Annotated in this window: 21 protein-coding genes and 1 tRNA gene; 10 read left to right on the top strand and 12 right to left on the bottom strand. The window is 39.1% G+C overall.

Features of this window, described 5'->3' with window-relative positions; translation table 11 throughout:
- The first annotated feature begins 62 nt into the window (after window positions 1–62).
- The gene (locus HOL16_07665) at window positions 63–605 is read left to right on the top strand and encodes a hypothetical protein (GenBank protein ID MBT5390557.1); all 543 of its coding nucleotides are present in this window, start codon (window positions 63–65) and stop codon (window positions 603–605) included.
- A 358-nt stretch (window positions 606–963) separates the two neighbouring features.
- Window positions 964–3,609: a hypothetical protein gene (locus tag HOL16_07660; GenBank protein MBT5390556.1), complete on the top strand. Its 2,646-nt coding sequence runs from the start codon at window positions 964–966 to the stop codon at window positions 3,607–3,609.
- 182 nt (window positions 3,610–3,791) lie between these two features.
- On the opposite strand, the gene uvrA is transcribed toward HOL16_07660, so the two are convergent.
- Window positions 3,792–6,632 (bottom strand): excinuclease ABC subunit UvrA, encoded by a 2,841-nt coding sequence (gene uvrA / locus HOL16_07655; protein ID MBT5390555.1) that lies wholly within the window; start codon window positions 6,630–6,632, stop codon window positions 3,792–3,794.
- A gap of 62 nt (window positions 6,633–6,694) precedes the next feature.
- Here uvrA and HOL16_07650 point away from each other — a divergent pair, with 62 nt between their 5' ends.
- Together HOL16_07650 and HOL16_07645 are read left to right on the top strand one after the other, a co-directional pair.
- Window positions 6,695–8,002, top strand: coding sequence for an extracellular solute-binding protein (locus HOL16_07650; GenBank protein MBT5390554.1), 1,308 nt, complete (start codon window positions 6,695–6,697; stop codon window positions 8,000–8,002).
- Window positions 8,003–8,137: 135 nt separating this feature from the next.
- Window positions 8,138–8,587: a hypothetical protein gene (locus HOL16_07645; GenBank protein ID MBT5390553.1), complete on the top strand. Its 450-nt coding sequence runs from the start codon at window positions 8,138–8,140 to the stop codon at window positions 8,585–8,587.
- A gap of 26 nt (window positions 8,588–8,613) precedes the next feature.
- On the opposite strand, the gene HOL16_07640 is transcribed toward HOL16_07645, so the two are convergent.
- The 3 genes from HOL16_07640 to hslV form a co-directional block, all read right to left on the bottom strand.
- Complete coding sequence (locus HOL16_07640) at window positions 8,614–9,456, bottom strand: helix-turn-helix transcriptional regulator (GenBank protein MBT5390552.1); 843 nt, start codon at window positions 9,454–9,456, stop codon at window positions 8,614–8,616.
- A 121-nt stretch (window positions 9,457–9,577) separates the two neighbouring features.
- Window positions 9,578–10,888: an ATP-dependent protease ATPase subunit HslU gene (gene hslU / locus HOL16_07635; protein ID MBT5390551.1), complete on the bottom strand. Its 1,311-nt coding sequence runs from the start codon at window positions 10,886–10,888 to the stop codon at window positions 9,578–9,580.
- A gap of 14 nt (window positions 10,889–10,902) precedes the next feature.
- Complete coding sequence (gene hslV / locus HOL16_07630) at window positions 10,903–11,454, bottom strand: ATP-dependent protease subunit HslV (protein MBT5390550.1); 552 nt, start codon at window positions 11,452–11,454, stop codon at window positions 10,903–10,905.
- Between the two features lie 100 nt (window positions 11,455–11,554).
- Between hslV and HOL16_07625 the strand changes: the two genes are divergently transcribed.
- Window positions 11,555–11,920 carry a histidine triad nucleotide-binding protein gene (locus tag HOL16_07625; protein ID MBT5390549.1) on the top strand — a complete coding sequence of 122 codons (366 nt, stop codon included), beginning with the start codon at window positions 11,555–11,557 and terminating at the stop codon, window positions 11,918–11,920.
- 2 nt (window positions 11,921–11,922) lie between these two features.
- On the opposite strand, the gene HOL16_07620 is transcribed toward HOL16_07625, so the two are convergent.
- Entirely contained in the window at window positions 11,923–12,339 is a 417-nt protein-coding gene (locus HOL16_07620; protein MBT5390548.1) for a cytidine deaminase, read from the bottom strand.
- 215 nt (window positions 12,340–12,554) lie between these two features.
- Here HOL16_07620 and HOL16_07615 point away from each other — a divergent pair.
- Together HOL16_07615 and HOL16_07610 are read left to right on the top strand one after the other, a co-directional pair.
- Window positions 12,555–12,630 (top strand) — tRNA-Asn (locus tag HOL16_07615).
- Between the two features lie 354 nt (window positions 12,631–12,984).
- Complete coding sequence (locus HOL16_07610) at window positions 12,985–13,182, top strand: hypothetical protein (protein ID MBT5390547.1); 198 nt, start codon at window positions 12,985–12,987, stop codon at window positions 13,180–13,182.
- 152 nt (window positions 13,183–13,334) lie between these two features.
- Here the strand turns inward: HOL16_07610 and HOL16_07605 are convergent, their stop codons facing one another.
- From HOL16_07605 to HOL16_07595, 3 genes are read right to left on the bottom strand one after another with little or no spacing between them, the layout of a single operon-like run.
- Window positions 13,335–14,648: a magnesium transporter gene (locus HOL16_07605; protein MBT5390546.1), complete on the bottom strand. Its 1,314-nt coding sequence runs from the start codon at window positions 14,646–14,648 to the stop codon at window positions 13,335–13,337.
- Window positions 14,649–14,657: 9 nt separating this feature from the next.
- Window positions 14,658–15,506, bottom strand: coding sequence for a magnesium transporter (locus HOL16_07600; GenBank protein MBT5390545.1), 849 nt, complete (start codon window positions 15,504–15,506; stop codon window positions 14,658–14,660).
- A gap of 24 nt (window positions 15,507–15,530) precedes the next feature.
- Entirely contained in the window at window positions 15,531–16,565 is a 1,035-nt protein-coding gene (locus tag HOL16_07595) for a mechanosensitive ion channel (GenBank protein MBT5390544.1), read from the bottom strand.
- A 177-nt stretch (window positions 16,566–16,742) separates the two neighbouring features.
- Here HOL16_07595 and HOL16_07590 point away from each other — a divergent pair, with 177 nt between their 5' ends.
- The 3 genes from HOL16_07590 (at window position 16,743) to HOL16_07580 (ending at window position 20,293) form a co-directional block, all read left to right on the top strand.
- A complete protein-coding gene (locus HOL16_07590) occupies window positions 16,743–17,972 on the top strand; it encodes an MFS transporter (protein MBT5390543.1) in 1,230 nt (409 codons plus the stop codon).
- Window positions 17,973–18,805: 833 nt separating this feature from the next.
- Window positions 18,806–19,762: a mechanosensitive ion channel gene (locus tag HOL16_07585; GenBank protein ID MBT5390542.1), complete on the top strand. Its 957-nt coding sequence runs from the start codon at window positions 18,806–18,808 to the stop codon at window positions 19,760–19,762.
- A 285-nt stretch (window positions 19,763–20,047) separates the two neighbouring features.
- Window positions 20,048–20,293 (top strand): DDE-type integrase/transposase/recombinase, encoded by a 246-nt coding sequence (locus HOL16_07580; GenBank protein ID MBT5390541.1) that lies wholly within the window; start codon window positions 20,048–20,050, stop codon window positions 20,291–20,293.
- Window positions 20,294–20,328: 35 nt separating this feature from the next.
- On the opposite strand, the gene HOL16_07575 is transcribed toward HOL16_07580, so the two are convergent.
- The 4 genes from HOL16_07575 to HOL16_07560 form a co-directional block, all read right to left on the bottom strand.
- Window positions 20,329–21,075: an ATP-binding protein gene (locus HOL16_07575; protein MBT5390540.1), complete on the bottom strand. Its 747-nt coding sequence runs from the start codon at window positions 21,073–21,075 to the stop codon at window positions 20,329–20,331.
- Window positions 21,063–22,475 carry an IS21 family transposase gene (locus HOL16_07570; GenBank protein ID MBT5390539.1) on the bottom strand — a complete coding sequence of 471 codons (1,413 nt, stop codon included), beginning with the start codon at window positions 22,473–22,475 and terminating at the stop codon, window positions 21,063–21,065. Before HOL16_07570 ends, HOL16_07575 begins: the two co-directional genes overlap by 13 nt.
- Before the next feature lie 1,365 nt (window positions 22,476–23,840).
- Complete coding sequence (locus tag HOL16_07565; protein MBT5390538.1) at window positions 23,841–24,767, bottom strand: hypothetical protein; 927 nt, start codon at window positions 24,765–24,767, stop codon at window positions 23,841–23,843.
- Between the two features lie 160 nt (window positions 24,768–24,927).
- Complete coding sequence (locus tag HOL16_07560; GenBank protein ID MBT5390537.1) at window positions 24,928–25,104, bottom strand: hypothetical protein; 177 nt, start codon at window positions 25,102–25,104, stop codon at window positions 24,928–24,930.
- Window positions 25,105–25,275 lie beyond the last annotated feature (171 nt).

Here is a 25,275-nt window from a genome sequence, read left to right as displayed (position 1 = left end):
GAAATGAGGTGCTCGTATGATACACTCAATACTCTAAAGAGCAAAAATAACAAGGTGATATCATGAAAAAGTCAGGTTTTTTGTATAGTGTAGTTTTTCTTGCCTTCGGTTTAGTGGGCTGTTCAGAAGAGCAAAAAGTTTCAGAATACGACTATCATATTCGTGCCGATAATTTTGAAATTTCGGATATTGATACCAATGGCACAATGAAACTAACCTTAAAAGGGATCAAGGATGGAAAATCTATTAATGCATTTCCGACGATTGGTCATAAGGGAGGCGCTCAGCTTGTATCTTTGGAAGAACTGGGCCAGGCTTTAAACAGTTTGCCAAAAAATAAAGACGGTTATATTTCCGAAAAACCCCATAATTTTCTGTCTTTTGTAAATAAAAAAGGCGAGGATGCAATCCTCTTGATTTCCATCAAAGAGGTAGGAGACGTGAATAGCGATAGCATTACCTTTGTCGCGACATTATTGGCTGATGATAATGCACTTATAGAGGGAAATCGTGTTTCCCTACAGGATTTTGCAAAGCAAAAATGTCGAGATCGTGTTGTGTTTTTAGTAGATGGGCTCAAGAGCCACTTAAAGTCTGGAAAATAGGTTTCTGCATTAGGTTCAATAAATCCCAGGTGGCGATGATCAATAAATAGAAAAGCACGTTAGTCCGGGAAGGAGAATAAAGATAGTTGTGCTTCCCGGATTTTTTGGCGGTTTATTTTAAGTATGCATACAATATACTTGTATGTATTGGTGTTTTTTACTATCATCTCTAAAGATTTTTATATTTCAGTATTACTACGAAAGCCTCTGTTTGATGTGTGCTATAAAATATGCCTTCCTACTTTTAGTTTTTGTGTTTTGTACTTCACTAAATTGCGATTGTTCTTTTGCAAAAGGCAAAGATGGAGAGACTTCGGAAGAGTACAGTAGGAATCGTATTCCATCCGTCATAAGGAATATGGATAATTCACTAGCAGAGTACATGGTGCTTCAGCAACCCACTGTAAACTGTTTGGGTGATGACAAATATTCAAGACTAAAGATTCTGGATACCTTGACGCTTAGAGAAGAATTTGACCGTATTATGAACTATATGCAGCAAGTTCGACCAGATGATCGAGATCAGATTTTTCACTACTTTCCGCGCAGAATACTGCCCCATTTGAGGGAGCCTTGGGGAGCGATTGGAGTGATTGTTTCTGCTGGTGGGCATGTTGTAAGAGGTGCTTTATTTGGATATTTTTTATATAGATGGCTTGAAATCCTTAATTTAGATCAAGAGGATACCGTTTCAAAAAATCCTACGGATGTTCTTACGGATGCCATTTCTCTTACTTTTTATCTGCGAAATTCTGTAACCTCTGTTGATGCAGCTAGATTTTTTGAAAGCATGTTGTCCCGTGCTCCAAACCATATGTTTCGTGCCGAGCGACTGAATGATTATATTCATACTATTGGTAGGAGATTACTAGACGTTCCTGCTGCAGTCCTTTCACTGGCGCTTCCTTTGTTTTATCTGAGTATTTCTGAAAATGCTCCCTTGTGGCTTGTAGCAACAGAGATGTTCGGTGGATTTATATTTGAATTTGCAACTCTTACAGAGCGCGTAAGTGCTCTGCAAAGTGATTTACGCTGGACTTTTGCAAAGAGCAGGGAGTTTTTCAGAAAGACGATATTGAGAGAAGAGAAAGAAGGATCCTTTGCAAATACTATGCTTGCGTTACAGCAGAAGAAGCGAGATTATAAGCGTCTTATCCGTGATATGGAGGACCCTCAGGAAATTCTGAGACTATGGCTTACTATAAAGACGGATCCCCAGAGGTTTCATCAAATTTGGAATCTTATTACACGATCTACTTCAGGTAGTAGCAAAGATGCAGGTGTGGAAAATTTTATTGATATCAAAAATTTTATAGCAGTTCTTGAAGGAGAACTTTTAGTAGAAGAAAGCTCTTTGGAGCAAAGTCTACTCCATGATGATACAGAAGAATCTCGAAAAGAGACACTCAACAGATGGCAAAGAATCTTTCGACAGGTAAAGGATCCTGAAATAAATAAACGCTTATTTTCACTGTTGGCGGCTACGGTTGGTTTGCCTGGTCTAACTGTTCTGTCAATGTACGTCTTTCACAGACTTTTGTATGATCCATTTGGCTACTCGTTTAGTACGATTATAGAGGATCCTTTTCGTCTAACGACATTGGGTTTGTTAAGTGCACCTGTCGCAGCCTTTGGCTGGTTTAATAGCTTGTATGCCTGGATGCATTATATTAGAGAGGGAACCCGAGACAATCCTTCAACGGGACGTGTGAGCCGGATTTTGGGGGTAGGACATTGGTTGGATAGTTTGGCGTGGGGAACTCTGCAAACAGTTCCCTTTGCCGTTGTGTACCTGACAGCTATGGGCGTGCCCAGTGTTTATTCTTTAATTACACGAGATCCCCTGAGCATTCTTTATAATGGTTACGTTTTAATTACGACAGCGGGACTGTCTCTCAACTTAACACCATTTGCAGCTGCTCAACTAAAGAGATCTGGCTCAATAATCGCCCTAAGGACTCGCCGTTTATTAACGGGTATCAGGCAAGGTTTCGTGAAGCTTTCAAGAACAGTTTGGGAAGTTAGTGGCCGTATCATCAATGAGGATGATTTACAATCATCACCTGATGAAGAATTACTGTCTCATTGGGGCTGGCGCAGTTTTAGTAATCTACAGGGTATAAAGCCTGTGCTAAAGAAATGTGGATTTGGCGTTGAGGAAGAGTATTCTGTAAACCCCATAGAGACTTGGTCAAGTTGGTTCATCCGTCAGGTCAGGAAAACTTTTTTCAAGTATCCTGATTTCGTTGGATTGCATAAACATGATCTCATGCAGTTTGTGGAAGATATTTTCCAATTCACTGTCAAAAGGGGCACTATGACAGAGGTAGAAGAGGTGCATAAGTTCATTAAAGAAATCAGAGTTCTAGTTAAGAAGGAGAAAAAAACGAAGGAGAAACGCGCAGCAGATGACAGGGAGATGGAGGACTATTCTGGAGGTGGCGAAGGGTTTTCGGGCGGTGGATTGAACGTTGGTAGAGTTGAGGACTTGGACAGCACTAGTGTTCAATATGCACTCCTTGAAGAGGAGGAAGAAGTTGGACTTGATCAACTTGAAGGGAAAAATGCAGATGAAGAAGAAGAGCAGGATAAGGATCTCGTTTTTCATGACGCCTCCGATGGTTCAGACACTGAAGAAGAAAACGTTGATGGGGCTGTTTCAGATTTGCGTCCGCCAAGTGTATTTTTTCCGTCCGCTTCTCAAGTGCCAGTTCAACCTAAGGGGGATTCTGTGGTGGTAGATCTGTCTGAATATATGCAGAAGAAATTAGAAGCTGAAAGTGATGCTTTTCATGCGAATAGGATGCAATATGTATTAAAAACCCTTGCCATGGGTAAAGGTATTATGCCTTCTGCAAACGACAATGGTTTTACGGGCTACGAAAAGAGGGGAAAGGACGAATTTTACGATGCACCCTCTGAACTCCAGCCCTACTTCGATCACGGCAATGGCAATTTCTCAAGTACTGCGATTGGTGTACCTGTTACGGTAATTGGGTATTAGGACTGCTATAGTTAACTGTTGTTTCTGCAAGTGAACGTCACCATTTCTGAACAGAAGAACCTTGGATCAATCGGTATCTTAAGACATTGATCCTTAAAGTGATTTGGGATCCAGGTTATGTAACTCTCAAGAGAAAACTGAATAGTACAATCACATAAAAATATGAACGAAGACGTAGTGTTTTAAGCGGCCTTCTCGTCGTAGCCTTTCAAATGTGGTTTGAGATAATGCCCCGTGTAGCTTTCTTTAACATGAACGATATCTTCAGGCGTGCCTGCGGCCACAATATGTCCGCCACCTGAACCACCCTCGGGGCCCAAATCGATGATCCAGTCGGCTGTTTTAATCACGTCTAGGTTATGTTCTATAACGAGGACAGAGTTGCCCTGGTCTACTAGGGCCTGGAGAACTTCTAAGAGTTTCCGAGTGTCTTCAAAGTGGAGGCCTGTCGTTGGCTCATCCAGAATATATAAAGTCTTTCCTGTGGCGCGTCGGGAGAGTTCCTTGGCTAATTTAACCCGCTGTGCTTCACCTCCTGAAAGGGTAGTGGCAGATTGGCCCAAATGGATATACGAAAGCCCAACCTTGTTTAAAACAGCTAGCTTATCTTTGAGACTGGGATGGGCTTCGAAAAAATCTGCTGCCTCATCGACGGTCATATCAAGAACATCTGCGATGGATTTGCCTTTGTATGTGATTTCCAAAGTTTCTCTGTTATAACGACGACCCTTACATTGATCGCAGGTGACATAAACGTCGGGCAGAAAATGCATTTCAATCTTTATAAGCCCATCTCCTTGACAGGATTCACAGCGCCCCCCTTTGACGTTAAAGGAAAAGCGTCCTGGCTTATAGCCTCTGGCTTTGGCTTCGGGAAGGCCCGCAAACCATTCGCGGATGGGCGTGAAACAGCCTGTATAGGTGGCGGGATTAGACCGCGGGGTCCGTCCAATAGGAGATTGATTGATATCAACAATCTTGTCCAATTCATAAGCACCGCTAATTTTCTTGTGGGTGCCTGGAATGATTCTTGAATTATTAAGGAGGCGGGATAAGCCCTTATAAAGCGTTTCAACAATGAGAGATGATTTTCCGCCACCTGAGACTCCTGTCACACAGGTAAAGGTGCCGAGAGGAATGGTCGCATCTATGTTTTGAAGATTGTTGGCTTGCGCGCCTATAATTTTCAGATCACTTTTTCCTTTGCGCCGCCTTTGAGGTATGGGGATTTCTCGCTTCCCACTCAGGTATTGTCCTGTGAGGCTTTTTTCAGAGGCTAGAATATCTGCTGGCGTTCCTTGCGCAATTATTTCTCCACCGTGAATCCCAGCTCTGGGGCCCATATCAATGACATGATCGGCAGTTCGGATGGCATCTTCATCGTGCTCAACAACGATGACGGAGTTGCCTAGATCTCGCAAACGAACAAGGGTCTCCAAAAGGCGATTGTTATCTCGTTGATGGAGTCCGATAGAGGGTTCATCTAGAACGTAAAGAACACCGGTGAGTCCTGATCCGATTTGAGAGGCCAGTCGAATGCGCTGGCTTTCTCCTCCAGATAGCGTGCCTGAACCTCGGGAGAGGGTGAGGTATCCCAAACCAACGCTGACCAAAAATCCCAAGCGTTCTTGAATTTCCTTAAGAATCCGCCGGCCAATTTCTTGATTTTGCGTGTCCAGTTTTGAGGGCAGATTTTCAAACCAGACAGCGGCCTCTTCGATGGACTTGTTTGTGACTTCAGCAATGTGCAGTTCATCAATTTTAACGCACAGCGCTTCTGGCTTTAACCGAAAAGCTTCACAGCTATCACAGGTATGGACCATTTGGTATTTACCCATTTCTTCGCGGACCCAGCTACTTTCCGTTTCTAGGAAACGGCGTGTCATATTGGGAATGACACCTTCAAATGCTTTGGACACTGTGTAGGTGCGTTTTGCATCCCGATATGTGATATCGATTTTTTCTCGCCCAGAACCATGGAGAATGGTCTCTTGAACTTTTTGAGGTAATATCTCGAAGGGGGCGTTAAGCTTGACTTTGTAATGCCGTGCAATGCCTTCCAGGGTTTGGATATAGTATTCGCTTGAGGAATTTGCCCAGGGCGCAATGGCGCCTTTCAAAAGAGAGAGGGACTTGTTGGGAACAACCAGGTCCTCGTCAAATTCCATTTTAACGCCCAATCCATCACAAGTTGGACAGGCTCCGAAAGGGTTATTAAAGGAAAAGAGGCGAGGTTCTATTTCTTCCAGGGTGAATCCCGAGACGGGACAGGCAAACTTTTCGGAAAAAGTAATGCGTTCTCCCGTATCGGCTAACTCTGCCGCGGCCAAGCCATCTGCGATGGATAGGGCTGTTTCAAGCGTATCTGCGAGGCGCTGTTTCACCGTCTCTTTCACCGCGAGTCGATCGACCACCACATCGATATCGTGTTTTACTTTTTTATTTAGCGCAGGTGCTTCATCGATTTCGTATAGTTCTCCGTCTATTTTCACACGCTGGAATCCTTTGCGCTGGAGCTCTAGCAGTTCTTTCCGATATTCTCCTTTGCGGCCGCGCACGATGGGCGCCAAGAGATAAAGCTTTGTTCCTTCTGGGAGTGCCATAAGACGATCCACCATTTGAGAAACAGATTGGCTTTCGATGGGGAGTCCTGTGGCAGGTGAATAGGGGACACCTATTCGTGCGAACAAAAGCCGCAGGTAATCATAAATTTCCGTAATGGTTCCGACTGTAGATCGAGGATTTTTGGAGGTAGTCTTTTGTTCGATGGCAATGGCCGGTGATAGACCCTCAATGGAATCTATATCGGGTTTTTGCATGAGTTCCAAGAATTGACGGGCATAGGCAGACAGGCTTTCCACATAGCGGCGCTGACCTTCGGCATAGATCGTATCAAATGCTAGGGAGGATTTTCCGGATCCACTGAGGCCCGTAATGACCACAAGTTGGTTCTTGGGGATTTCCACATTGAGATCTTTTAAGTTGTGCTCTCGTGCACCGCGAATAGAAATGGATGAAATCATGTTTTCTTGCCAAACAAATAAAAATATAATAATTTCTCACCCTATATTTAGTGTGAGAAATTATGACCATTAAGCGATTAACTTTAGCAATCCTTTGTACTATTATTGTGCTTCAAATGCAAAGTTTTTCTTGGGCTGCTCAAGAGATTACCCTTTGGCACGCTTTGGGCGGGCCTATTGAGGGTAAGTTAAAAGAATTCGCAGATCGGTTTAATAAAACACAATCTGATTATCAGATTACCCCCATCAATAAATCAGATAGCTATACATCGTGTTTTGAGGAAGGAATAGAGAAGGGGAAGGCGGGGAAGCCACCCCATATATTGCAAGTCTTTGAAGTGGCAACGACTGAGGCCTTAGAACATTTAGACTTATTCGTTTCCCTTTCTGATGTGATGCGCCACCTTGACCATCCTTTTAATCCGAGCGAGTACATTCCAGCGGTAAGAGACTTTTATACGCTTTCAGACGGGAAAATGCTGTCACTTCCTTTGAATGCTTCTACGGGAATTTTATTTTATAATAAGGAAGCGTTTAAGAAAGCTGGTTTAGATCCGGACAAGCCACCTCAGACATGGGAAGAAATGGAGAAAGTTTGTAGTGTGTTGGTCAGGTCAGGGGCTGTGAAGTATGGATTTTCGACGGCTTGGCCAGCAGCGTATACTTTCGAACAATTTGGGGCGTGGCATGGCGAACCTTTTGCGACCCATGGGAATGGGTTCGAATCAACAAGGGCTGAGCTTGTCATTAATGCGCCCCTATATATAAGGCATGTGGAGAATCTTGTCCGGTGGCAAGAAGCGAAGTTATACAAGTATGAAGGCAGATTTAACGATAGTGAGGATCTGTTTAAGAAGGGGGAATGTGGCATATTTTTACAGGGGGCAAATCGGGAGTTTTCCCTAAAAAATGCCCCTTTTGAGGTAGGCGTTGGTTACTTGCCTTTTTATAGTGATGTAAAGACAGCCCCTCAGAATACGATCATTGGAGGGTCTTCTTTGTGGGTTATGGCGGGACATAGTGAAGAGGAATACAAAGTCATTGCCGCTTTTTTGGATTTCTTATCCCGGTCAGATATCCAAGCGGAATGGCATCAGGCAACCAGCTATTTACCTATCACAAAAGCCGCTTTCACAATGACCGAAGAGTCTGGTTTTTACGAAACCCATCCTGCGGCGTATATTGCAGTGCGATCCGTTTTGGATCGTTCCCCAAAACCGCATACCAAGGGCATTCGCCTCACCAATTTCATCAAAGTTCGTGAGCGCATTTTGGATAAATTGGAAGAAGCCCTTTCGGGCAAAAAATCTGTAAAGCAAGCTTTGGATGAAGCAGTATTTGAGGGCAATCAGATGATGTGGCAAAGATAGTTTTGGCTGCATGAGATGGGCCATAGCTCAGTTGGGAGAGCGTGGATGGGCTGTCTCAACCCTGTAGCTTCCTATTCAATTTCATGTTAAAAAGTTTCCAGTATTTCTAAGGGCCATAAACACTAAGGAGAAAACATGCGTCCCTATAAAATTGCTCTTTTAGGTTTTCTTTCACTTACGAGTTGTAAAGAGGAAGAGCCCCCCATATCACCAATATCTACGAAAATTGGGTCTCATTGTGATTTAAGAGTGGCAGGGATTAAATCAATGGAGCCCCTTAAAGCGTTTTTGGCTGACTTGCAAAAAGCACTTTCAAACGATGATATAGAAACTTTGGCAAACATGATAAGTTTTCCACTTAGGCAGCCAATTGGAATTAAAACCAAAGAAGATTTTATACAAAACTATGAAAAAATCTTTACTGCTGAAGTGAAAGAGGTTGTTCAAAAGCAGAAATTTAAGGATCTCTTTTGCAATTATCAGGGCGTCATGATTGGTGATGGGGAGGTATGGATGTCAGCTTTGGCCTATGGTCAAGATGAGGTGACCATCAAAATCATAACTGTGAATGACACAACGGACTAAAAGCACCTCAGAGATTTAAGAGAATATTAAATCCCTGAAGCCTTAAGAAGGCTAGGCCCCACATTTTTAGCAAAAATCGTTGCGAGTTCGGATCGTGATTTATAGCCAATTTTCCGGCGAATATTATTGATATATGATTCAACTGTTCTGTGCGAAATATTCAAGATAATGCCAATTTCTTTCATGGTCTTTCCGCGTGTGAAGTATTGGAGGCATTGGAATTCTTGAGCAGATAAAATGGTTGGTTGGCACTCTACATTAAACGAATACTTCTTTAACTTCGTTTTCTCTAATAATTGGCTATTATTAGGGTTTTTGGGGGCTTGTTTGCCAATGATGCAAGGCTCTCTGTTTTGCACGAGGGCTAACTTACTTTCATCTGAGGCATCGATGAGGGAGTCACAACTGTTTTTGAAATAAACAATGAATCTTTTCAGAACGTCGAGATTATTGAGATAAAAATTCATATTGTCGACGTCTTCTCGGTTAGAGGCAAAGCAGAACTTTTCAACTTCCGACTCGTGGCTGGTGTACAAATTTATAGCGTTCCATATGTCATGTTCGTACATGGCATTTAGAACAGGCTCTTTTATGGATTTTTGATTGCCGATTCGTAAGCTGTAAAATGATTTACCTTCAAAAGCATCCTGGACTTCTTGGTGGACCTTATTGCTGTAATCGAAATTCTTGAAATAGCACTGCAACCATTCTTCGTCAGTCCCTAAGTATAAATACTTGTTATCAGGTAGAAATTTCACATAGGAGAAATAGCTGATGTTGAAGTTTTCGAAAAGAGGTTCGCACACTTCCTCTACGGTTTTCGCAGAATTAACAGTGTATCTGGTGGCTGAATCTTTCCTGTTAGCCATACTACCCCTTCGTGTGATCACAAACTAATCACGTTTCGAATTTATACTCTATAAGGTCAGAATATAATGGAGTTAGGTTGAAATTACATACCGTAATATTTACTGAGATGAGCTCAGATCACTACAAGATAAATTTTGAAAGGTCTGTATCATGGGTGAATCCTTCCAAAGTCTTTTTTACTAGTTTTTCGTCGATCGTATAACTCTTGCCCGGGGTATCAGGAGCTGTGAAACTGATTTCTTCAAGTAATTTTTCCATCATAGTGTGGAGGCGTCTCGCACCAATATTTTCCACATTTTTATTCACTGTAGCGGCAAGGGAGGCAATTTCTTCAACACCACTTTCCAAAAACTTCAATTTGACGCCTTCAGTTTTTAAAAGAGCGCAGTATTGCTTAACAAGGCTAGCTTCTGGTTCTTGAAGTATTCTTACAAAATCCTTTTTAGAAAGGGCAGTTAGTTCGACACGAATTGGGAGGCGTCCCTGTAATTCAGGTAAAAGGTCTGAGGGTTTTACAGTATGAAATGCTCCTGATCCGATAAATAGAATATGGTTCGTTTTTACGGGGCCATGTTTTGTGGCTACTGTTGTCCCTTCAATAAGGGGCAGTAAATCCCGCTGGACTCCTTCACGACTAACCTCACCAGAGGAGCGTTCGCGGCCACAAATCTTGTCAATTTCGTCGATGAAGACGATGCCATTTTGTTCAACAGAATCGATAGCCTCTTTCATAACCATTTCTTGATCGAGTAATTTATCACTTTCTTCGGCGGTGAGAATTTCTAGGGCTTCTGCAATCCTAACGCGGCGCTTTTTAGTGCGTTCTCCTCCCATGGATTTTCCTAAAATATCGCCCAAGTTGAGCATGCCCATTTGGGCGCCGGGCATTCCTGGAACATCAAAAGTGGGGAGCTGTAAGCCAGAAGTATCAGAAACATCTATTTCAATTTCTTTATCATCCATCTCGTTATTTTCAAGCATAAGCCTGAATTTTTGGCGTGTTTCTTCACTGGATTTTTCGCCAACGAGAACATCTAGAATACGATCATGGGCATGGTTTTTTGCTTTTGCTTGGACTTCCTTTCGCAAGCGTTCTCGCGTCGTTGCTATAGAGATTTCAATAAGATCTCGGATGATTTGCTCAACGTCACGACCCACATAGCCCACTTCTGTAAACTTGGTGGCTTCCACCTTTAGAAACGGGGCTTGTGCCAATCGAGCCAGTCGACGGGCAATCTCGGTCTTGCCAACACCCGTAGGTCCGATCATGAGAATGTTTTTTGGAAGGACTTCTTCGCGGAGATCATCGGAGAGTTGAAGGCGGCGCCATCTATTTCTTAACGCAATCGCAACGGCTTTTTTTGCATCGTCTTGACCAACAATAAATCGGTCTAATTCAGAAACAATTTCTCTGGGGGTAAAGGACGTCATTTTGAAATACTCGCTTAAATGCTTTCAATGGTAAAATTTGAATTGGTATAGATGCAAAGCTCTGAGGCGATGGTCATGGCTTTTTTGGCAATATCAATGGATTCCAACTTTTGATCCATTAGAGCGCGGGCTGCTGACAAAGCATAGGCGCCCCCTGATCCTATTCCAATGAGGCCATCGTCGGGTTCCAGGACGTCTCCGGTGCCAGTTAAAATGAGAGAGTTTTTCTTGTCGGCTACTGCCATCATGGCTTCTAGTTTTCTTAAATACCGATCGGTACGCCAATCTTTAGCTAGTTCCACACAGGCTCTTGGCAATTGTCCTGGGTATTGTTCCAGTTTTCCTTCTAAGCGTTCAAACAGTGTCATTGCATCTGCCGTAGCGCCGGCAAATCCTGCAATGACAGAACCATCTCCCAGTCGTCGCACTTTACGGGCAGAATTTTTAATAACGATGGGGCCTTGGGTAACTTGTCCGTCACCAGCAATGACGACTTTATTATTTTTTCGGACCGATAAAATAGTTGTTCCGTGCCATGCAAAGGAATCAGCTTGTTTAGTTGACATTGCGTTTCACCTCAGTCGTTGCAGAAGTTTCAAGAATTATCTATAGTAAGATTCGGAAAAACGAAAGATAAAAATACAGAGAGGCCAATTTATCGTGGACATGGTTTATAATGTCGAGAATGTCTTTGCAAAGATTATCCGAGGAGATATTCCCTGCGAAAAAGTCTATGAGGATGAGTTTACCCTCGCGTTCCACGACATTAACCCTCGGGCTCCGGTTCATGTAGTCGTGATCCCAAAGGGCTCCTACGTTTCATTTGCGGACTTTAGTGCCAACGGGTCTCCTGAAGAGATCTACAATTTTTTCCAATCGGTTGGGAAAATTGCTGAAGAGTTAAATCTCTTAAAGGGTGGTTATCGAATTTTGGCTAATCATGGTCAACATGCGGGCCAAGAAGTCCCTCATTTTCACATGCATATATTTGCGGGGCGCCATCTGGGGCCAATGTTGGTACCAGTGGAATAAGCTTACTCTATGGGCTGATCGAATTCGAATTGACCGGGGAGTAACGCCTCGATTGTGGTTTCTCTGTGACCACCTTTCTGTGGAATAAAAACCTTTATGTCTTTTCCAAATTCAGAAATAACTTGTCGACAGGCGCCACATGGTGACGCTTCTATACGTGGTATTGTGCTTATGGCAATGGCCTTAATTTTAAGGGTTGCGCCTTCTTTTGAGACGCCATGGCAAATGGCGTTTCGTTCACCACATACGGTTAACCCATAGGAAGCATTTTCCACATTGCAGCCAGTGTATATGTTCCCATTTTCTGAAAGGATAGCCGCGCCAACGTGAAACCGTGAATGGGGTGCATAGGCATTCTTTGCAACAGTTTCTGAGGCTTCTATAAGGGATTTTTGTTCAATTTCTGAGAGGGATGTCATTATAATTTCTCCTGATGTTCTCAGGAGGTATTGGTAATTGAAAAAATGGAAATAGGGAAGGGGCAAGATTTAAAATTTAACCCATATAAATTTATGCTCCTATTTTTTTGGAGGATAAGTTCCCATAAATGAAATGAAGAATGTTCATTTCACCCTAGCATTTCTAAAAGAGATTTGCTAAAGCTTCGAGCATAGGGTGCCTTAGTGCACCATGTTCCCCGGTAGCTCAGTTGGTAGAGCAAGTGACTGTTAATCACTGGGTCGGCGGTTCGAGCCCGTCCCGGGGAGCCATATTTGAAGCGACATACAGAGTTTTTGAAAAATCCAGATAAAAAATCCGGAAGCATATCGGAAGCAGTAGAAGAAAATTCGCAAAGCAAATGGGCCCATCTATTAACCTTTAGACATGGCTTAACCATTTGATACAATGGGATAGCTGGTTTCTATAGGAGGTTTTATAAATGGGTTCTGTCGCGTTTGTGGCGCAGAGTCGAGGAGAGGTTAGCAGATTTCTATTTTTCAGATACATTAGGCCATAAGAGTCGTAAAGTTTTGAAAGGCGGATAGCTTGGCATCAAAGCATAAACCTCGTTCTTTTTTTATAAACCGATGATAATACTCAATCATGTTGTTTAGGTGTTTGTTTTGGCGAATTTCTATCTACTGTTCTTTGTTCGATCCATTGTTGATGTATTTCAAAACTGTCATGTCGTTGCTACTCTTGTCTATAGGAACATTTGCTGGAAGCTCGTTATTGTTAATGGATTTCTTGAGAAAAAACGGGCTGTGATATTTATAAAGGCTCAACAAAAATGCAACTATCGCATTGTATCAAATGGTTAAACCATGTAGAGAGGTTAATAGAGGTGCCCTCTATTTGCTAGGTCTAAACAATTTGGTTGCAAGTACATTCTTCTCCCCAAAGTTTTATTTCCTTTCACAATTCAATCACATAACATTCCTTTTTCAAGTAGTTTATCGAAGTGTCCAATTATTTATAAAAGAAACCTATGCAGGCTTGTTGCGATTCCAAGGAAGGACATAAACCCTGCTACATCTGTAATAGTAGTTAGTATGATAGAAGATGATTGAGCTGGATCTTGTCTTAGTTTTTTTAAAACTATAGGAACAAGCGCTCCTGCAACGCTTGCAATAATCATGGAAACTATCATGGAAAGAGTGATTACTAAAGAAAGGCCAATATTTTTACTCCAAATAAAAACTGCAACTGCGCAAGTTAAGGCTATTAATATGCCATTCATAAGGCCAGTATTAAATTCTTTTAGTGCTATTTTGAGCCACTGGTTTGTAGTGATTTCTCTTAAAATAAGACTACGCATAGTAATAGCTAATGCTTGAGCACCCGCATTACCAGACTGCCCTGCTACAACAGGTAAAAGAACAGCTAAGGCCGTATATTTTGCGATCGTTTCTTCAAAAATACCCACTACTGCTGCTGCAAGAAAGGCGGTAAGTAAATTAATCTCCATCCATGGTAATCTTTTCCTAACAGAGAAGAAGCTACTAGATAGAGCGCTTTCCTCTTTATTTGCACCTACCATGGTTTGAATATCAGAAACAATATCTTCTTTTATAGCTTCTATGAGCATGTATGATTGTATAACGCCTATAACCCTATTATTTGCATCTAAAACTGGTACAAAATCTAATTTTGTTTTTTCAAATACTTTTATGACTTTTTCTCTAGAATCAAGTGCAGAAAAAGAAACGCTAACTGGCTCAGAAAGTGAAAATAATTTTAGATTCTTGTCTGCTAATACTAGACGACCGACATTAATTTTTCCCACTAATTCAAGCTGATCATTAAGAAGAAGAATATGATCAACTTTGTCTAATTTTTGTTGTTGGAAAAATAACAAAATATCTTTCACAGAGGCATTCTTATTAAATCCGACGAAGCTCGCTTCCATCATTGCTCCTGCCGTGTTTTGTGGGTATCCTAAAATTTCCTTTATTTCCCGTGAAATGCTTTGATCTAAGTTTCTAAGATAGGCATCTTGCTGTTTTTTATTCAAAAGCCTTAGAAGTATTGCTACATAATTTGGTTCTAAGTGCATTAATAGCTCGCAAGCCATAGTTTTTGGCAAAAGCAGCAGAATTAATTTTCCTATACCAGGAGTAATAAAAGAAAAAACGCAACTAACATCACAGATAGGATGCTTACTAAGGATGTTTGCAGCAGCTGAGGGAGTCATGGTTTCAAATTTTCTAGCTGCTTCAATAGGATAGCTGGTTATAAAAATCTTATTGAGCTTTTCTATAGTTACTTTTAGGTTTGGTTGTGGCATCTAAAACACCTATTTCTTGGAAAATTCATTTTTTTGCTCAAGGAATGAACTCAGTAAATTTATAAAAGAAAACGATATTGAACTATATATCTTCCAAACTGGAGCAATCATGTCCTCGGTAAATATAGCTTCTCTTTGTTCATTAGAAGTTTCTAGAGCTTTTCTGAGGGTTCGGTATGGTAATTCCCCAATAATTTTTTGATCACTGGTTAATACGGGAAGAACATCGAAATACTCCCATCCTGGATGATTAAGGATAGAATCAAGCTTCATAGTTCCGTACAAACAATATTCACTTTCTTTCGTGAGAGCTTCAATTAAAGCATCCGGTGGTGATTGAAGTAATTTATATGTATCCACGAATCCTATAAAGGCTTTATAGCGATTAACGATAAAAATAATATTGGAAGGTATTCTATTTTGTGTGTTTTTAATTAACTGAAGTGCTTCAGCGACAGTGTAATCAAATGGAATGATATTTGGTTGTGGATAAGCCCAAGCACCAACACTATTATCTGAATATCGCAAAAGGATTTTACAGCATAATCTGAGCTTAGAGGGTAAGTGTGCAAGAATGGAACGACGCCTTTCAGGATCTAGATGTCTTAATACTGATATAACTGAGTGAATCTCCATAAGAGTTAGAAATTTAGTTGTTTTTTCAGGTTCTAATATATTGCATATTTCGGCAACTTTCTTTGAAAGCATTTTTTCTATAACTTGAGGGGCTACGGAAATAGGAATACTTTTTAAAAAAGAAGCCACCTTATATGGAGGCATTTTTTCTAACTCCTTTGCCACTATGTCAGGGTGTGATTGTGTAAAAGTAAGAGCAAAATCTTTCTTATTGTTAGGCATATTTAAAGCACTTTAGAAAACATTTTAAATTGTATCTTTTCTATAAAAAGTACTGACATTTTCATGAAAATATTTTGCTGGAACCATTGTTCTACCTTTTTGTGTTTCTAAGATTAAGAAAGTTTGAGTAATTTCTATGAGCTTTCCTTCCACTTCTCCAACTTGCACAAAATCATCTATATCACAGTGCTTATTTATATATTGTGCGGAAATAATATTAGAGACAAAGGTTTTCGCCCCAAGTCCAAAAGCAAGACTTACACCCGCAAAAACTATAGAAATTATTGCAATTATTATCATCGTTAGAAACTGAACATGGAGCCCTATTTGTTCGACTCCTATTATTATTGCGGTGAATAAGACAAGCGCTTGGATTAATTGAGCAATAATTTCACTTTTTGCAAAGCCAGCAGAATATAATAGTTTTTGAGCTGTTGTTCTTACTCCCATACTTAGTAAAAAGCCAACCATAACAATTAGAAAAAAAGTAACTAAATTTGGTAACACCATCATAAAACTATCAACAAGTTTTGTAATAATTTTCCAGCCAAGCACATTAGCACTTGAAGCAATAAAGAAGATTAATACCAACCAGAATACAAATTTACTAATAAGGATTTCATATGAATGCTTGGAGTTTAGTGACTTTAAGCCAAAAAAAAGTGCTAACCTCTTTATAAGAGAGTCAAAACCCTTTAAAAATTTTCTAGTAATTATTCGCAACAAATGTGCGAACATCAAACCAAACAAAAATAAGAAAATTGCAAGAAAAATTTGTGGGATATATTCTAGAACTTGATCATAAAAATCGCCGTAAGTTTTTATTATTACGTTTTGCAATTCTAGAAATTTATTATTTGGCATCAAGATCCCCCTGCTATATTCTTTCTCACATTTGAACAGTGTAGCCTTAAAAATTATAGATGTAAAAGGAAAGAGTGTAGATTTTTTTAAGAACTGAATATTTTTACCATAGGTAGGCTTTGAAAGAAAATTAGTATTGGCATCATCAAACTGTTGAATATTCCAAATGATCACATCTAAAAATGATAGGAGCATGCATTGAAAAATTAAGTGTCTGATATTTTACAATTTAAGTGTATTAGCTGGCCTCAGAATTTAATAAGTATTAACTATTTTAGATCCATGATAAAGGTACGAAACTTATCTGCTCCTTCCTTATGATGAAAGGATTAGAAGAGGATATCAACATTGTATAAAAGTGGAACGTTAATCATGACACCTAAAATATTTTGTTCCGTTATTCCGCCTCTTTTAAGTATGTTTTTTTTAATGAATGGCGTTGGTCTTTTTGGTACGTTTATTCCTATTCGCTTAGAAATGGAAAGCGTTTCTTCTTTGAATATTGGCCTCATCACATCCGCATACTATACGGGTATGGCACTTGGTGCCTTTAAAAATGCAAATTTTATTTTAAGGGTTGGTCATATTCGTGCTTATGCTGCTTTTGCTTCTCTTACAGCTGTTGTTATGCTTTCTCAGGGGCTGTTTTATTCTTTATGGTATTGGATATTATTACGTGCCATTAGTGGGTATTGCCTAGCTGGTCTATATATTGTAGTAGAAAGCTGGCTGTTGGGGCATAGTACAGTAAAGACGCGCGGTCAATTTCTAGCTTTATATATGATTGCGCTTTACGGTGCCTCTGCTTCTGGGCAATTTTTGTTAAATGTTTTTAATATAGATAGTTTAACTCCTTTTTCGATTGCCACAATTTTTGTAATTCTTTCAGTTATACCCCTTGCAATTACCAAAGTTGGGAACCCAACCATTGAAGAACCGTCAGCTTTGACTTTAATTCAACTCTATAAATTATCGCCCACCGGCATTGTATCATGTACATGTTCGGGGCTTTTATTAGGATCAGTGTTAGGGTTGCTTCCTTTATATACTCAAACAATGCTTAATGATGTCTCTGTAACAGCCTTAATTATGTTTTTACTTATTGCTGGTGGCACCGCTTTACAGTATCCAATTGGGCGTTTGTCTGATTTGGTTGATAGAAGAAAAATGTTAATTTTTCTTTGCTTTTTATTATTAGCAATTGAGCTTTTCATTATAACGATATCAAATCAATCTGTACAAAGTATCAATATCCTGATCTTCATTTTTGGCGGCGCCTCTTTTGCTTTATACCCTGTCAGCATAAGCCATACATGTGATGTTCTTGAACATGCTGACATTGTTTCTGCCACGCAAGGGCTCATGTTGGCTTATGGGATAGGGGCAATTTTTGGCCCTATATTTGCTTCTGTATTTATGAGTTTTTTTGGAAGCGGAGGGTTGTTTATATATTTTATCTTTATCTCGGTAGGATTAGCAGCTTATTTAATATACCGAGTCAGTACCCGTATACCATCGGCTGTAGAAGATCATCAAGATTTTGTTGTTCTTCCAGGCACAACACCTATTGCGTCAGAACTTGATCCACGGTCGGATGAATAGCTTTAAAAACTCTTTCTAATGACGCTCCCCTCTTCACCAAAAGATTTGATATACATTTGATGGTTGGAATCAATGTGAATATGGTGTCAGGTAGGTGCATTTTTTCACTCATTGGTATAATCCGCAAGAGCCTCAGAGGTATAATTCTATGTTCACTTGAACCAGGTTTTTCTTCTAGATTGCTTTCAGAAAGTGCTTCGTCAAAATGCTTGGTTGCATAATGAAAGAGAAAGCTGCTCGATCGCTCTTGTGATATGGCACATTGTAATTATCTCTTATAGTATTTATTTAATTTCGAATTTTTATAAGTTGTGCTAATTCCTAGGCTATAAATTTATTAAGCTGGCGGGTCTGTGATTCGGATTTTAGGTTTATTTAATAATAATTTTCTGCTCGAATTCAACTTCGATCAGAGAATCGATTTTGACCCATAATAATTTGGGCCTGTAAGGTGAGACACTCAAGATAAAGCAGGCTTCAAAAGAATATAAGAGTAAGAGGTTTAATCTTGGAGTAAGATACTAAAAATTTAAAAACATCAAACCACGAAGAAATGCAAAAAGAAGAATAATAAATTTCCAACTACCATCAAAGAGACTGAAGCGATCAGCTATTCTTGAATGTTTTCTGAGAAGATACGATGCGTTTCTAAGTTTTCTAAAAGTTCGCGTTCAGTCTCTGAAACAGAATTTTGTTTCTTAATTCATTAAGTGTAAATTGCTCGCTCCTATTTTTCAAGATATTTAGATGAAAAAACTAGTTTTTAACTTTCAAAACCACTTTAGGTAGAGTAAAGGTAAATCATTAAGATTAATAAATGAAAAGCCTTTTTAATGCTCAATAGAAAACAAATCTCTTATGTTTCAAAATTATTTTTAGTTGCACTTGTTTCCGCAGCCTTAATTTTTTTACTTTTTGGCTCTCAGTACTCAGATCTTTTTAATAACCTTCAGAATTTAACTTTTAATGTTGCTGGTGTGAAAATATCTATATGGTTCTTATTAAAGGGCATAATAACGTTTATAACGCTTTTATCTTTGGCGTCCATATTTTTAGAAAAAGTAGAAACAAAAATAAATTCAACGAACTATATAAACAACTCAAAAAAGACCCTCATTATAAAGGGTGTGCAAATCTTAACTTACACCATAGTTTTTATTGTATCTTTAGACATATTAAGTTTGGACCTTGCTACGTTCACTATTTTTAGCGGTGCCATTGGAATTGGAATTGGTTTCGGTCTTCAAAAAGTAGCTTCGAATTTCATTAGCGGCCTAATTTTGCTTTCTGAAAAATCAATTGAAGGTAATGATTTAATAGAGCTTTCAGATGGTACCATGGGATATGTGCGATATACAGGTGCAAGGTATACCTTGCTACGAACAGAGACTGGTATTGAGGTCATTATTCCAAATGATGAGCTTTTAGCCAACCGTGTTATCAACTGGACCTACTCTGATACAAAAGCAGCATTAAATATTGAGATTAAAATAGATTATGAATCTAATACAGAAGACGCTCTTTTATTAATGAAAAACAGCGCTCTTGAGCATCAACTTGTGTTAGAAACACCTTCTCCTTCAGCATATATCAAAAATGTACACTATGATGCTGTTGCTCTTAGCCTAACATTTTGGCTTTCTAATATTACAGAGGGTAGAGATATGATAAAAACTCAACTGTTTTCAAATATAATCTCCCAATTTAAAGATCACAATATCAATGTAGCAAAACTGGATCATTCAAAATATGATCTTCCAGAAAAAGTTGAAATGGTTCGTGCAGTTTAATCGTAAATGGCATTTATTTCATAGAGAGGTCTGAATAAATCAAAGGCAGAATGGAAGAGAAGTTTTTTAAGACTTAGAAGAGTAATTTGAGGGGATAGGCATCGTCAAGTTAATATGGATTTGTGTTATGTTCGAATTTTAATATGAAGGTAATCACCATGTCCTTATTAATAGCATCTCGATGTCATCGTTTTCCAATTTCCATTATCAGTCATGCCGTATGGCTTTACCACCGATTCAATCACAGCTACCGTGATATTCAAGAACAGATGGCATCTTGATGAAGTGACCATCAAACTCAATGATGTTCACTTCATTCTGTGGAGAACGGTCGATTCTGAGGGGCATGAACTGGATATATTTCTCCAAAAACGCCGAAATAAGAAAGCCGAAATTCGTTTTCTAAGCCGTTTATTAGGAGCTTATCCAGAGCCACGTGAAGCTAAAAAATTATACCAAGCCCATACGTTATATGACTCGGAATACGGATCATCGTTCTCATGTCAATGGCCCTGTAAAATCCCCAGGTAAAGTCCCTCAAAAATCCCCCCCCTAGGGAATTATTTTTACGTCATTTCCGCCTCCTTTTTTCTAACAGATTTACTCCGATAACTAGGACCTTTAATAGTAAAAACCATGGAATGATGGACGACCCTATCAAGGATGGCCTCAGCTAAAGTGTTATCTCCAAAGATGTTGCTCCACTGCTCAAAAGGCTTATTAGTTGTAATAATTAAAGAGCCCTTTTCATAACGTTTGGATATTACCTCAAAAAAATCATCTACAGAGTACTGAGGGAATTTCTTAAACCCTAACTCATCAAGAACCAATAAATCAGGGGATAGGTATTCTCCCAACTTTTTGTAATAAGAGTTGTCGGCCTTTGCCACATGCAATTGATACAGCATTTCAGAAACGGTCGTAAACAGAACCTTAAATTCTTTAGATAGGGCCCTTAAGGCAATAGCTGTTGATAAATGCGTTTTTCCTGTGCCAGGATTTCCAACAAAAATTAAATTCCGTTTCTCTTTTATAAACTGGCACGTTAAAGCGTCATTAATTTGCTTTTTAGGCAGAGAAGGTTGGAACGCAAAATCAAAGTCTTCTACTGTTTTATGATTGGGAAGTTTTGCTTTTACGTATCTCTTTTTATAGCTGTTGTCCCGTCGGTTGTTAGCTTCATCTTCACATAAAAGCCCCAAGAACTGTTGATAGGAAAGCTGCTTCTCATTAGCATACACAATCCTTTCCTCCAGAGACATAAGCATTCCTGCCAGCTTAAACTCTCTCAGGGTTTGCTTTATGCTTTCCATGTGACCTCCTGGCCTTTTGAAGACAAGGGCAATCTATAACATCCACTCTCACAGATCCTTTTTATCTTTTTGTACTGGGTGATCCCAAAGGCCATAGCTCTTTTGCTGGCTAAATTGATGACCTCATCGCTGTAGTGCTTTCGGAGACCTAAAATGCCTTTTACAATCCTGTACCAATCCCGGGGATGTTCTTGAACAATGAGAGAGAACAGATCTTCTGTCTCTTTTCCAAGGGAGGTCATTTTGTTCTGATAAAGGGAAAGATACTCGGGGGAGTCAGGAGTGTAATATTTATACCTAGGGTAATGGGATGTTTGGGTCGAGAACCTGCCCTTGCCATTTTGTCGGATATGGAGGGCCACTTGTTTGTCTTCATAAAAAATCTTCACTTCTCTCGAGTCTTCCTGTACTTCAACGACCTTCCCCACATGCTCAAAGGGCACAGAGTAAAAATTATGATCCACAACGACATGACAGTCTTTCTGGACTTTTCTTTGCCCCCTGGTACCCATGTAAAAAGGATTGAGGGGAATCCTCTTCAACACCTCTTGTTCTTTTGTCTCAAATAACACACGAGGCTTTTCTTTTGTCGTTCCATGAACCCTTTCCTGACAATAGTCATCCATCCACTGCCTTAGTTGAGTACAGAGATCCTCAAAGCTCTTAAACGAGCGTCCAGCAAAAAAATTGTTCTTTATGTATTTTATCCCTGATTCAACCTTTCCTTTTTCTTGCGGTTGTCTCACTCGACAGGGCAAGGGATAAAAACCACAATGATCTGCAAACTGCTTGTAGAGCCTTTGGTAGAGGGGCTCATAAAAATGGGCCTCCAGTATCGCTGCCTTAAGATTATCTATTTTGACCACTTTGGGAATACCTCCAAATGACCGAAAAGCATTTTCGTGACACCGAATGAATGTCTCTACCTTTTGATCTAAAACAACTTCATAATAATCAAGTCGGGAATAACTCAAACGCATATTAAAAACCCAGGCTTTCTTCCTTCCAGCACCCCTCTTGGGGTCTGGTATGAGTCCTACGTATCCAAAATCTACCTGGGCTTCTTCTCCTGGTTCACTGTGAAATCTGACACAAATGTTCGAATGAAGCTTTATCTTGGCAACATATTTTTTTACCCCCGAATACCCAATGGGACATCCCAGATCTTGCAGCTTCTCATGGACTCTTACAGCGCTCAATCCTGACTCTAGAAAAGAAATGATCTCTGTATGGTATGCCTGTAGTGCACTGGCTTTTTGCACTATGGCTGGTATTTCTTCTTTCGTGCCTTCGTACTTCTTTATTATCCGTCGAACTGTTTTACGATCTTTGCCTGTGACTCGGGCAATCTCATTCTTACTGTTCCCTTGCTTCCATAAAGTTAATATTGTTGTATGCATCGCTAATCCTATCATTGTCTGTTCCATAATATTTTACATCATGGAACTCAGTATCCTCTCCTACCTCCTCTTTTAGGGGGGGGATTTTTGAGGGACTTTACCTGGGGATTTTACAGGACCATTGACACTCATAAGGGGTTAAATAATCGTGTTGAAAACGCCCATTAGCCTACCCGTAAAAAAGAGAAATGTCTTATTAAATTCAAATCCCCACAAGGAGTACAAAGAACCTTATCTCTCATGGGAAAAGTAAGAAACATTTTCTCAGCAGAGGTAGGCAAATATTCAAAGAAAGCACCATCTCAGAGAGCAAATTTCACAGTTGCCAAATCCATCTGGGATGAGGCAGATTATGGAATTATCTGTGCCTAAAATATAGAGGATATGGGATTTTTATAAGCCTAACCAATTAACTTGACGGTGCCAAATTCACCATTATATACATCCTAATCACACTGCCCGATATTTTTTCAAAAGATGAAGAGTAGTGTGCTTGGGGGGTTAATCGAAAAGGGTTATGATAACTTTTGAGTGAGAAAGTCCTAGGTGAATTATTTTGAAATTACTTCTTTGCATGAACTGAGTCTTAAATTTTGAACTGTTTCTTCTTACATTTCAACCAACTGCCAAAAATAACGAGTGAGGTTGCTCTTTTATATTGAGGCAGAGGTAATCAGCAACACGTAAAAATATCCAATGGACACTGTCCAGTTAATGAGTTTAATATATATTTTACTCTTTACTCTTCCAAAAAATATGAATCCTGGGGTAGATGTGGAAATTTAATATTCATCGGGGAGGGTTTACTAGGAGATTTATCTTTACCAATATTAGTTCCTTTGGATGAATCATTTATCGTGCTGCATAACTCTTTTTCAGACTGTCTAATCTCTGCACCTACAATGCTATAAAATAGGAAAAATAATAACGCCATACTCGTGTTTATTAACATAAGAGTTTTTTTATTGGAATTATGTACTAACTTATGAGTAAAAAAAGGTATGGAAGTAAAAATGAAAGTTATTAAAATTACAGTATTTAATGGAGCTCTGTTATTAGTGGATAAATAACCTAAAATTGAGCCAGAAAAAATAGAAAATAATACAGTACTATATTCGATTAGACCAATCGTTCTAGTTTTTTTAAAGAACCAAAAAATTAGAGAAAAAGTGCCACCAAAAAATAGGATATTACTCCGGCTAGCAAACAGTTAGCTTTCTAAATTAGAATTTCCTTGAGAGATGCTAGTTTCGTCACAAACATTCGACAACTGTTTTACTTCCGGAGTAATAACAATCATCATAATCATAAAGACGTCAAATGTGCATAAGAGATTATTTCTTTCCATTGAAATATACCCATTTATCACCTCAAGATATTCTTAATATCTATGCCTGAATCACGTTTGAAAAATTCGATCAAATACTTAAGGTACTGATTAATTTCATCAGGTTTTTCAGGAATTCTAAGTTCGTGTGCAGAAGGATTTCTTAATGTTTCATAAAAATCTTTAAAAAATGAACTTACTTCTTTAGATTCGCAATATTTATTAAAACGTGCCTTAGTTAACCCTTTATTCTTAAGGCCAAATTTTCTTTGAACTAATAATTCAAAAATACAACGAGCAAATATTGTTGCTTCTATTCTTAGGTCATGATTTTTAAAATAAACTGCTTTCCATAGTTGTGCTAATATATAAAAGAAAGCTTGGTTGTATGGATCTATCTGATTATGTTCTGAAATCGAAGAAAGCATTCCCACACTTTTACTAATTAATTTTTTGCTGAATTTTCGGTTATTATGTGGATTTTGACTGTAGACCGCTTTAGAGGCAATTTTATATGCCTCGCTTGAGAAAATAGCACAGCTATCTAAATAATAAGATAACGGTAATGTTACTTTTGAAATTGAATTAGGTATAAAAAATTGATCAATATCATTCGGGAGTTGTGAACGCGTAACAGAACTAGAGTAATGGATGCTTTTATTGAGTTCTCTGTAGTTTATATACAAGTATGCATTAAATGCATTAATCATTTCTTTTTGCAGATGCAATGTGACGGAGTTCTTAGCATTTTTGAATTCATCAAGATTTTTTAGATCAAGAAAAGGCTTGGCAAAGTCTGCTTCTGAAAAGTCAAAAAAATAATAACAATTATTGAAGAATGAAAACTTTATGCCATAAGGAAGCTCTTTCTCCAAAATACAAGCACGACGATCTAATGAGTTTTCAATGATTATATTTCTAAGATCAAAAAAACCTATTAGCCCGTTTATCGAGAAATAACTCATTAAATCCCTCCACACCCTTCGTCAGCAATTGTAGCAGGATTTGATTTAATCGTCACGTAAATACGGCAGGTGAAAATACTGAATATTATACTTATGTTATATTTTAAAACTCATTAACTGAATACAGAGCTTATTAACGATACTACCCTTTCAACATATTTCAGAAAGCTTTGGATTTTAGATGTCGTTCACCGACTCTTTGCCAATATGCCAGGGAGGATTCATTGAAGGTTTTTGTTTCCATGGAATCACTTAAGAAGCCCAGTAACTTTGCAGCCTTGTGCAAAGACTCATAGGCTTGCAAATCTTCACCTGCCTCAATGACAAATGCATCCATGAGTCCAGATTTTTTAATTAGGCCGCCAAGTTGTTATGCGAAGAAAGTAATTATGCGAAGTAGCGCATAAAATTCTTTTCATTTTCTCAAATTCATTGGATTTTGCTTTGCATAATATCCAAAAATGTTAACAGGGCATTCCGCTCTAATTAACATCTTAGGAGATAAAAT

It is taken from the genome of Alphaproteobacteria bacterium (assembly GCA_018662925.1).
GTDB lineage: Bacteria > Pseudomonadota > Alphaproteobacteria > 16-39-46 > JABJFC01 > JABJFC01.
The sequence above is the reverse complement of the archived record's forward strand: the minus strand, read 5'-3'. Positions and strand labels throughout refer to the sequence as shown.

Coding starts and splice junctions, on each gene's coding strand:
- HOL16_07575 (MBT5390540.1), bottom strand. CDS start 21,075: ATGGAAAGCATAAAGCAAACCCTGAGAGAGTTTAAGCTGGCAGGAATG.
- HOL16_07650 (MBT5390554.1), top strand. CDS start 6,695: ATGACCATTAAGCGATTAACTTTAGCAATCCTTTGTACTATTATTGTG.
- hslU (MBT5390551.1), bottom strand. CDS start 10,888: ATGACGTCCTTTACCCCCAGAGAAATTGTTTCTGAATTAGACCGATTT.
- HOL16_07590 (MBT5390543.1), top strand. CDS start 16,743: ATGACACCTAAAATATTTTGTTCCGTTATTCCGCCTCTTTTAAGTATG.
- HOL16_07565 (MBT5390538.1), bottom strand. CDS start 24,767: ATGAGTTATTTCTCGATAAACGGGCTAATAGGTTTTTTTGATCTTAGA.
- uvrA (MBT5390555.1), bottom strand. CDS start 6,632: ATGATTTCATCCATTTCTATTCGCGGTGCACGAGAGCACAACTTAAAA.
- HOL16_07665 (MBT5390557.1), top strand. CDS start 63: ATGAAAAAGTCAGGTTTTTTGTATAGTGTAGTTTTTCTTGCCTTCGGT.
- HOL16_07595 (MBT5390544.1), bottom strand. CDS start 16,565: ATGCTCCTATCATTTTTAGATGTGATCATTTGGAATATTCAACAGTTT.
- HOL16_07585 (MBT5390542.1), top strand. CDS start 18,806: ATGCTCAATAGAAAACAAATCTCTTATGTTTCAAAATTATTTTTAGTT.
- HOL16_07660 (MBT5390556.1), top strand. CDS start 964: ATGGATAATTCACTAGCAGAGTACATGGTGCTTCAGCAACCCACTGTA.
- hslV (MBT5390550.1), bottom strand. CDS start 11,454: ATGTCAACTAAACAAGCTGATTCCTTTGCATGGCACGGAACAACTATT.
- HOL16_07560 (MBT5390537.1), bottom strand. CDS start 25,104: ATGGATGCATTTGTCATTGAGGCAGGTGAAGATTTGCAAGCCTATGAG.
- HOL16_07640 (MBT5390552.1), bottom strand. CDS start 9,456: ATGGCTAACAGGAAAGATTCAGCCACCAGATACACTGTTAATTCTGCG.
- HOL16_07625 (MBT5390549.1), top strand. CDS start 11,555: ATGGTTTATAATGTCGAGAATGTCTTTGCAAAGATTATCCGAGGAGAT.
- HOL16_07570 (MBT5390539.1), bottom strand. CDS start 22,475: ATGCATACAACAATATTAACTTTATGGAAGCAAGGGAACAGTAAGAAT.
- HOL16_07645 (MBT5390553.1), top strand. CDS start 8,138: ATGCGTCCCTATAAAATTGCTCTTTTAGGTTTTCTTTCACTTACGAGT.
- HOL16_07600 (MBT5390545.1), bottom strand. CDS start 15,506: ATGCCTAACAATAAGAAAGATTTTGCTCTTACTTTTACACAATCACAC.
- HOL16_07605 (MBT5390546.1), bottom strand. CDS start 14,648: ATGCCACAACCAAACCTAAAAGTAACTATAGAAAAGCTCAATAAGATT.
- HOL16_07620 (MBT5390548.1), bottom strand. CDS start 12,339: ATGACATCCCTCTCAGAAATTGAACAAAAATCCCTTATAGAAGCCTCA.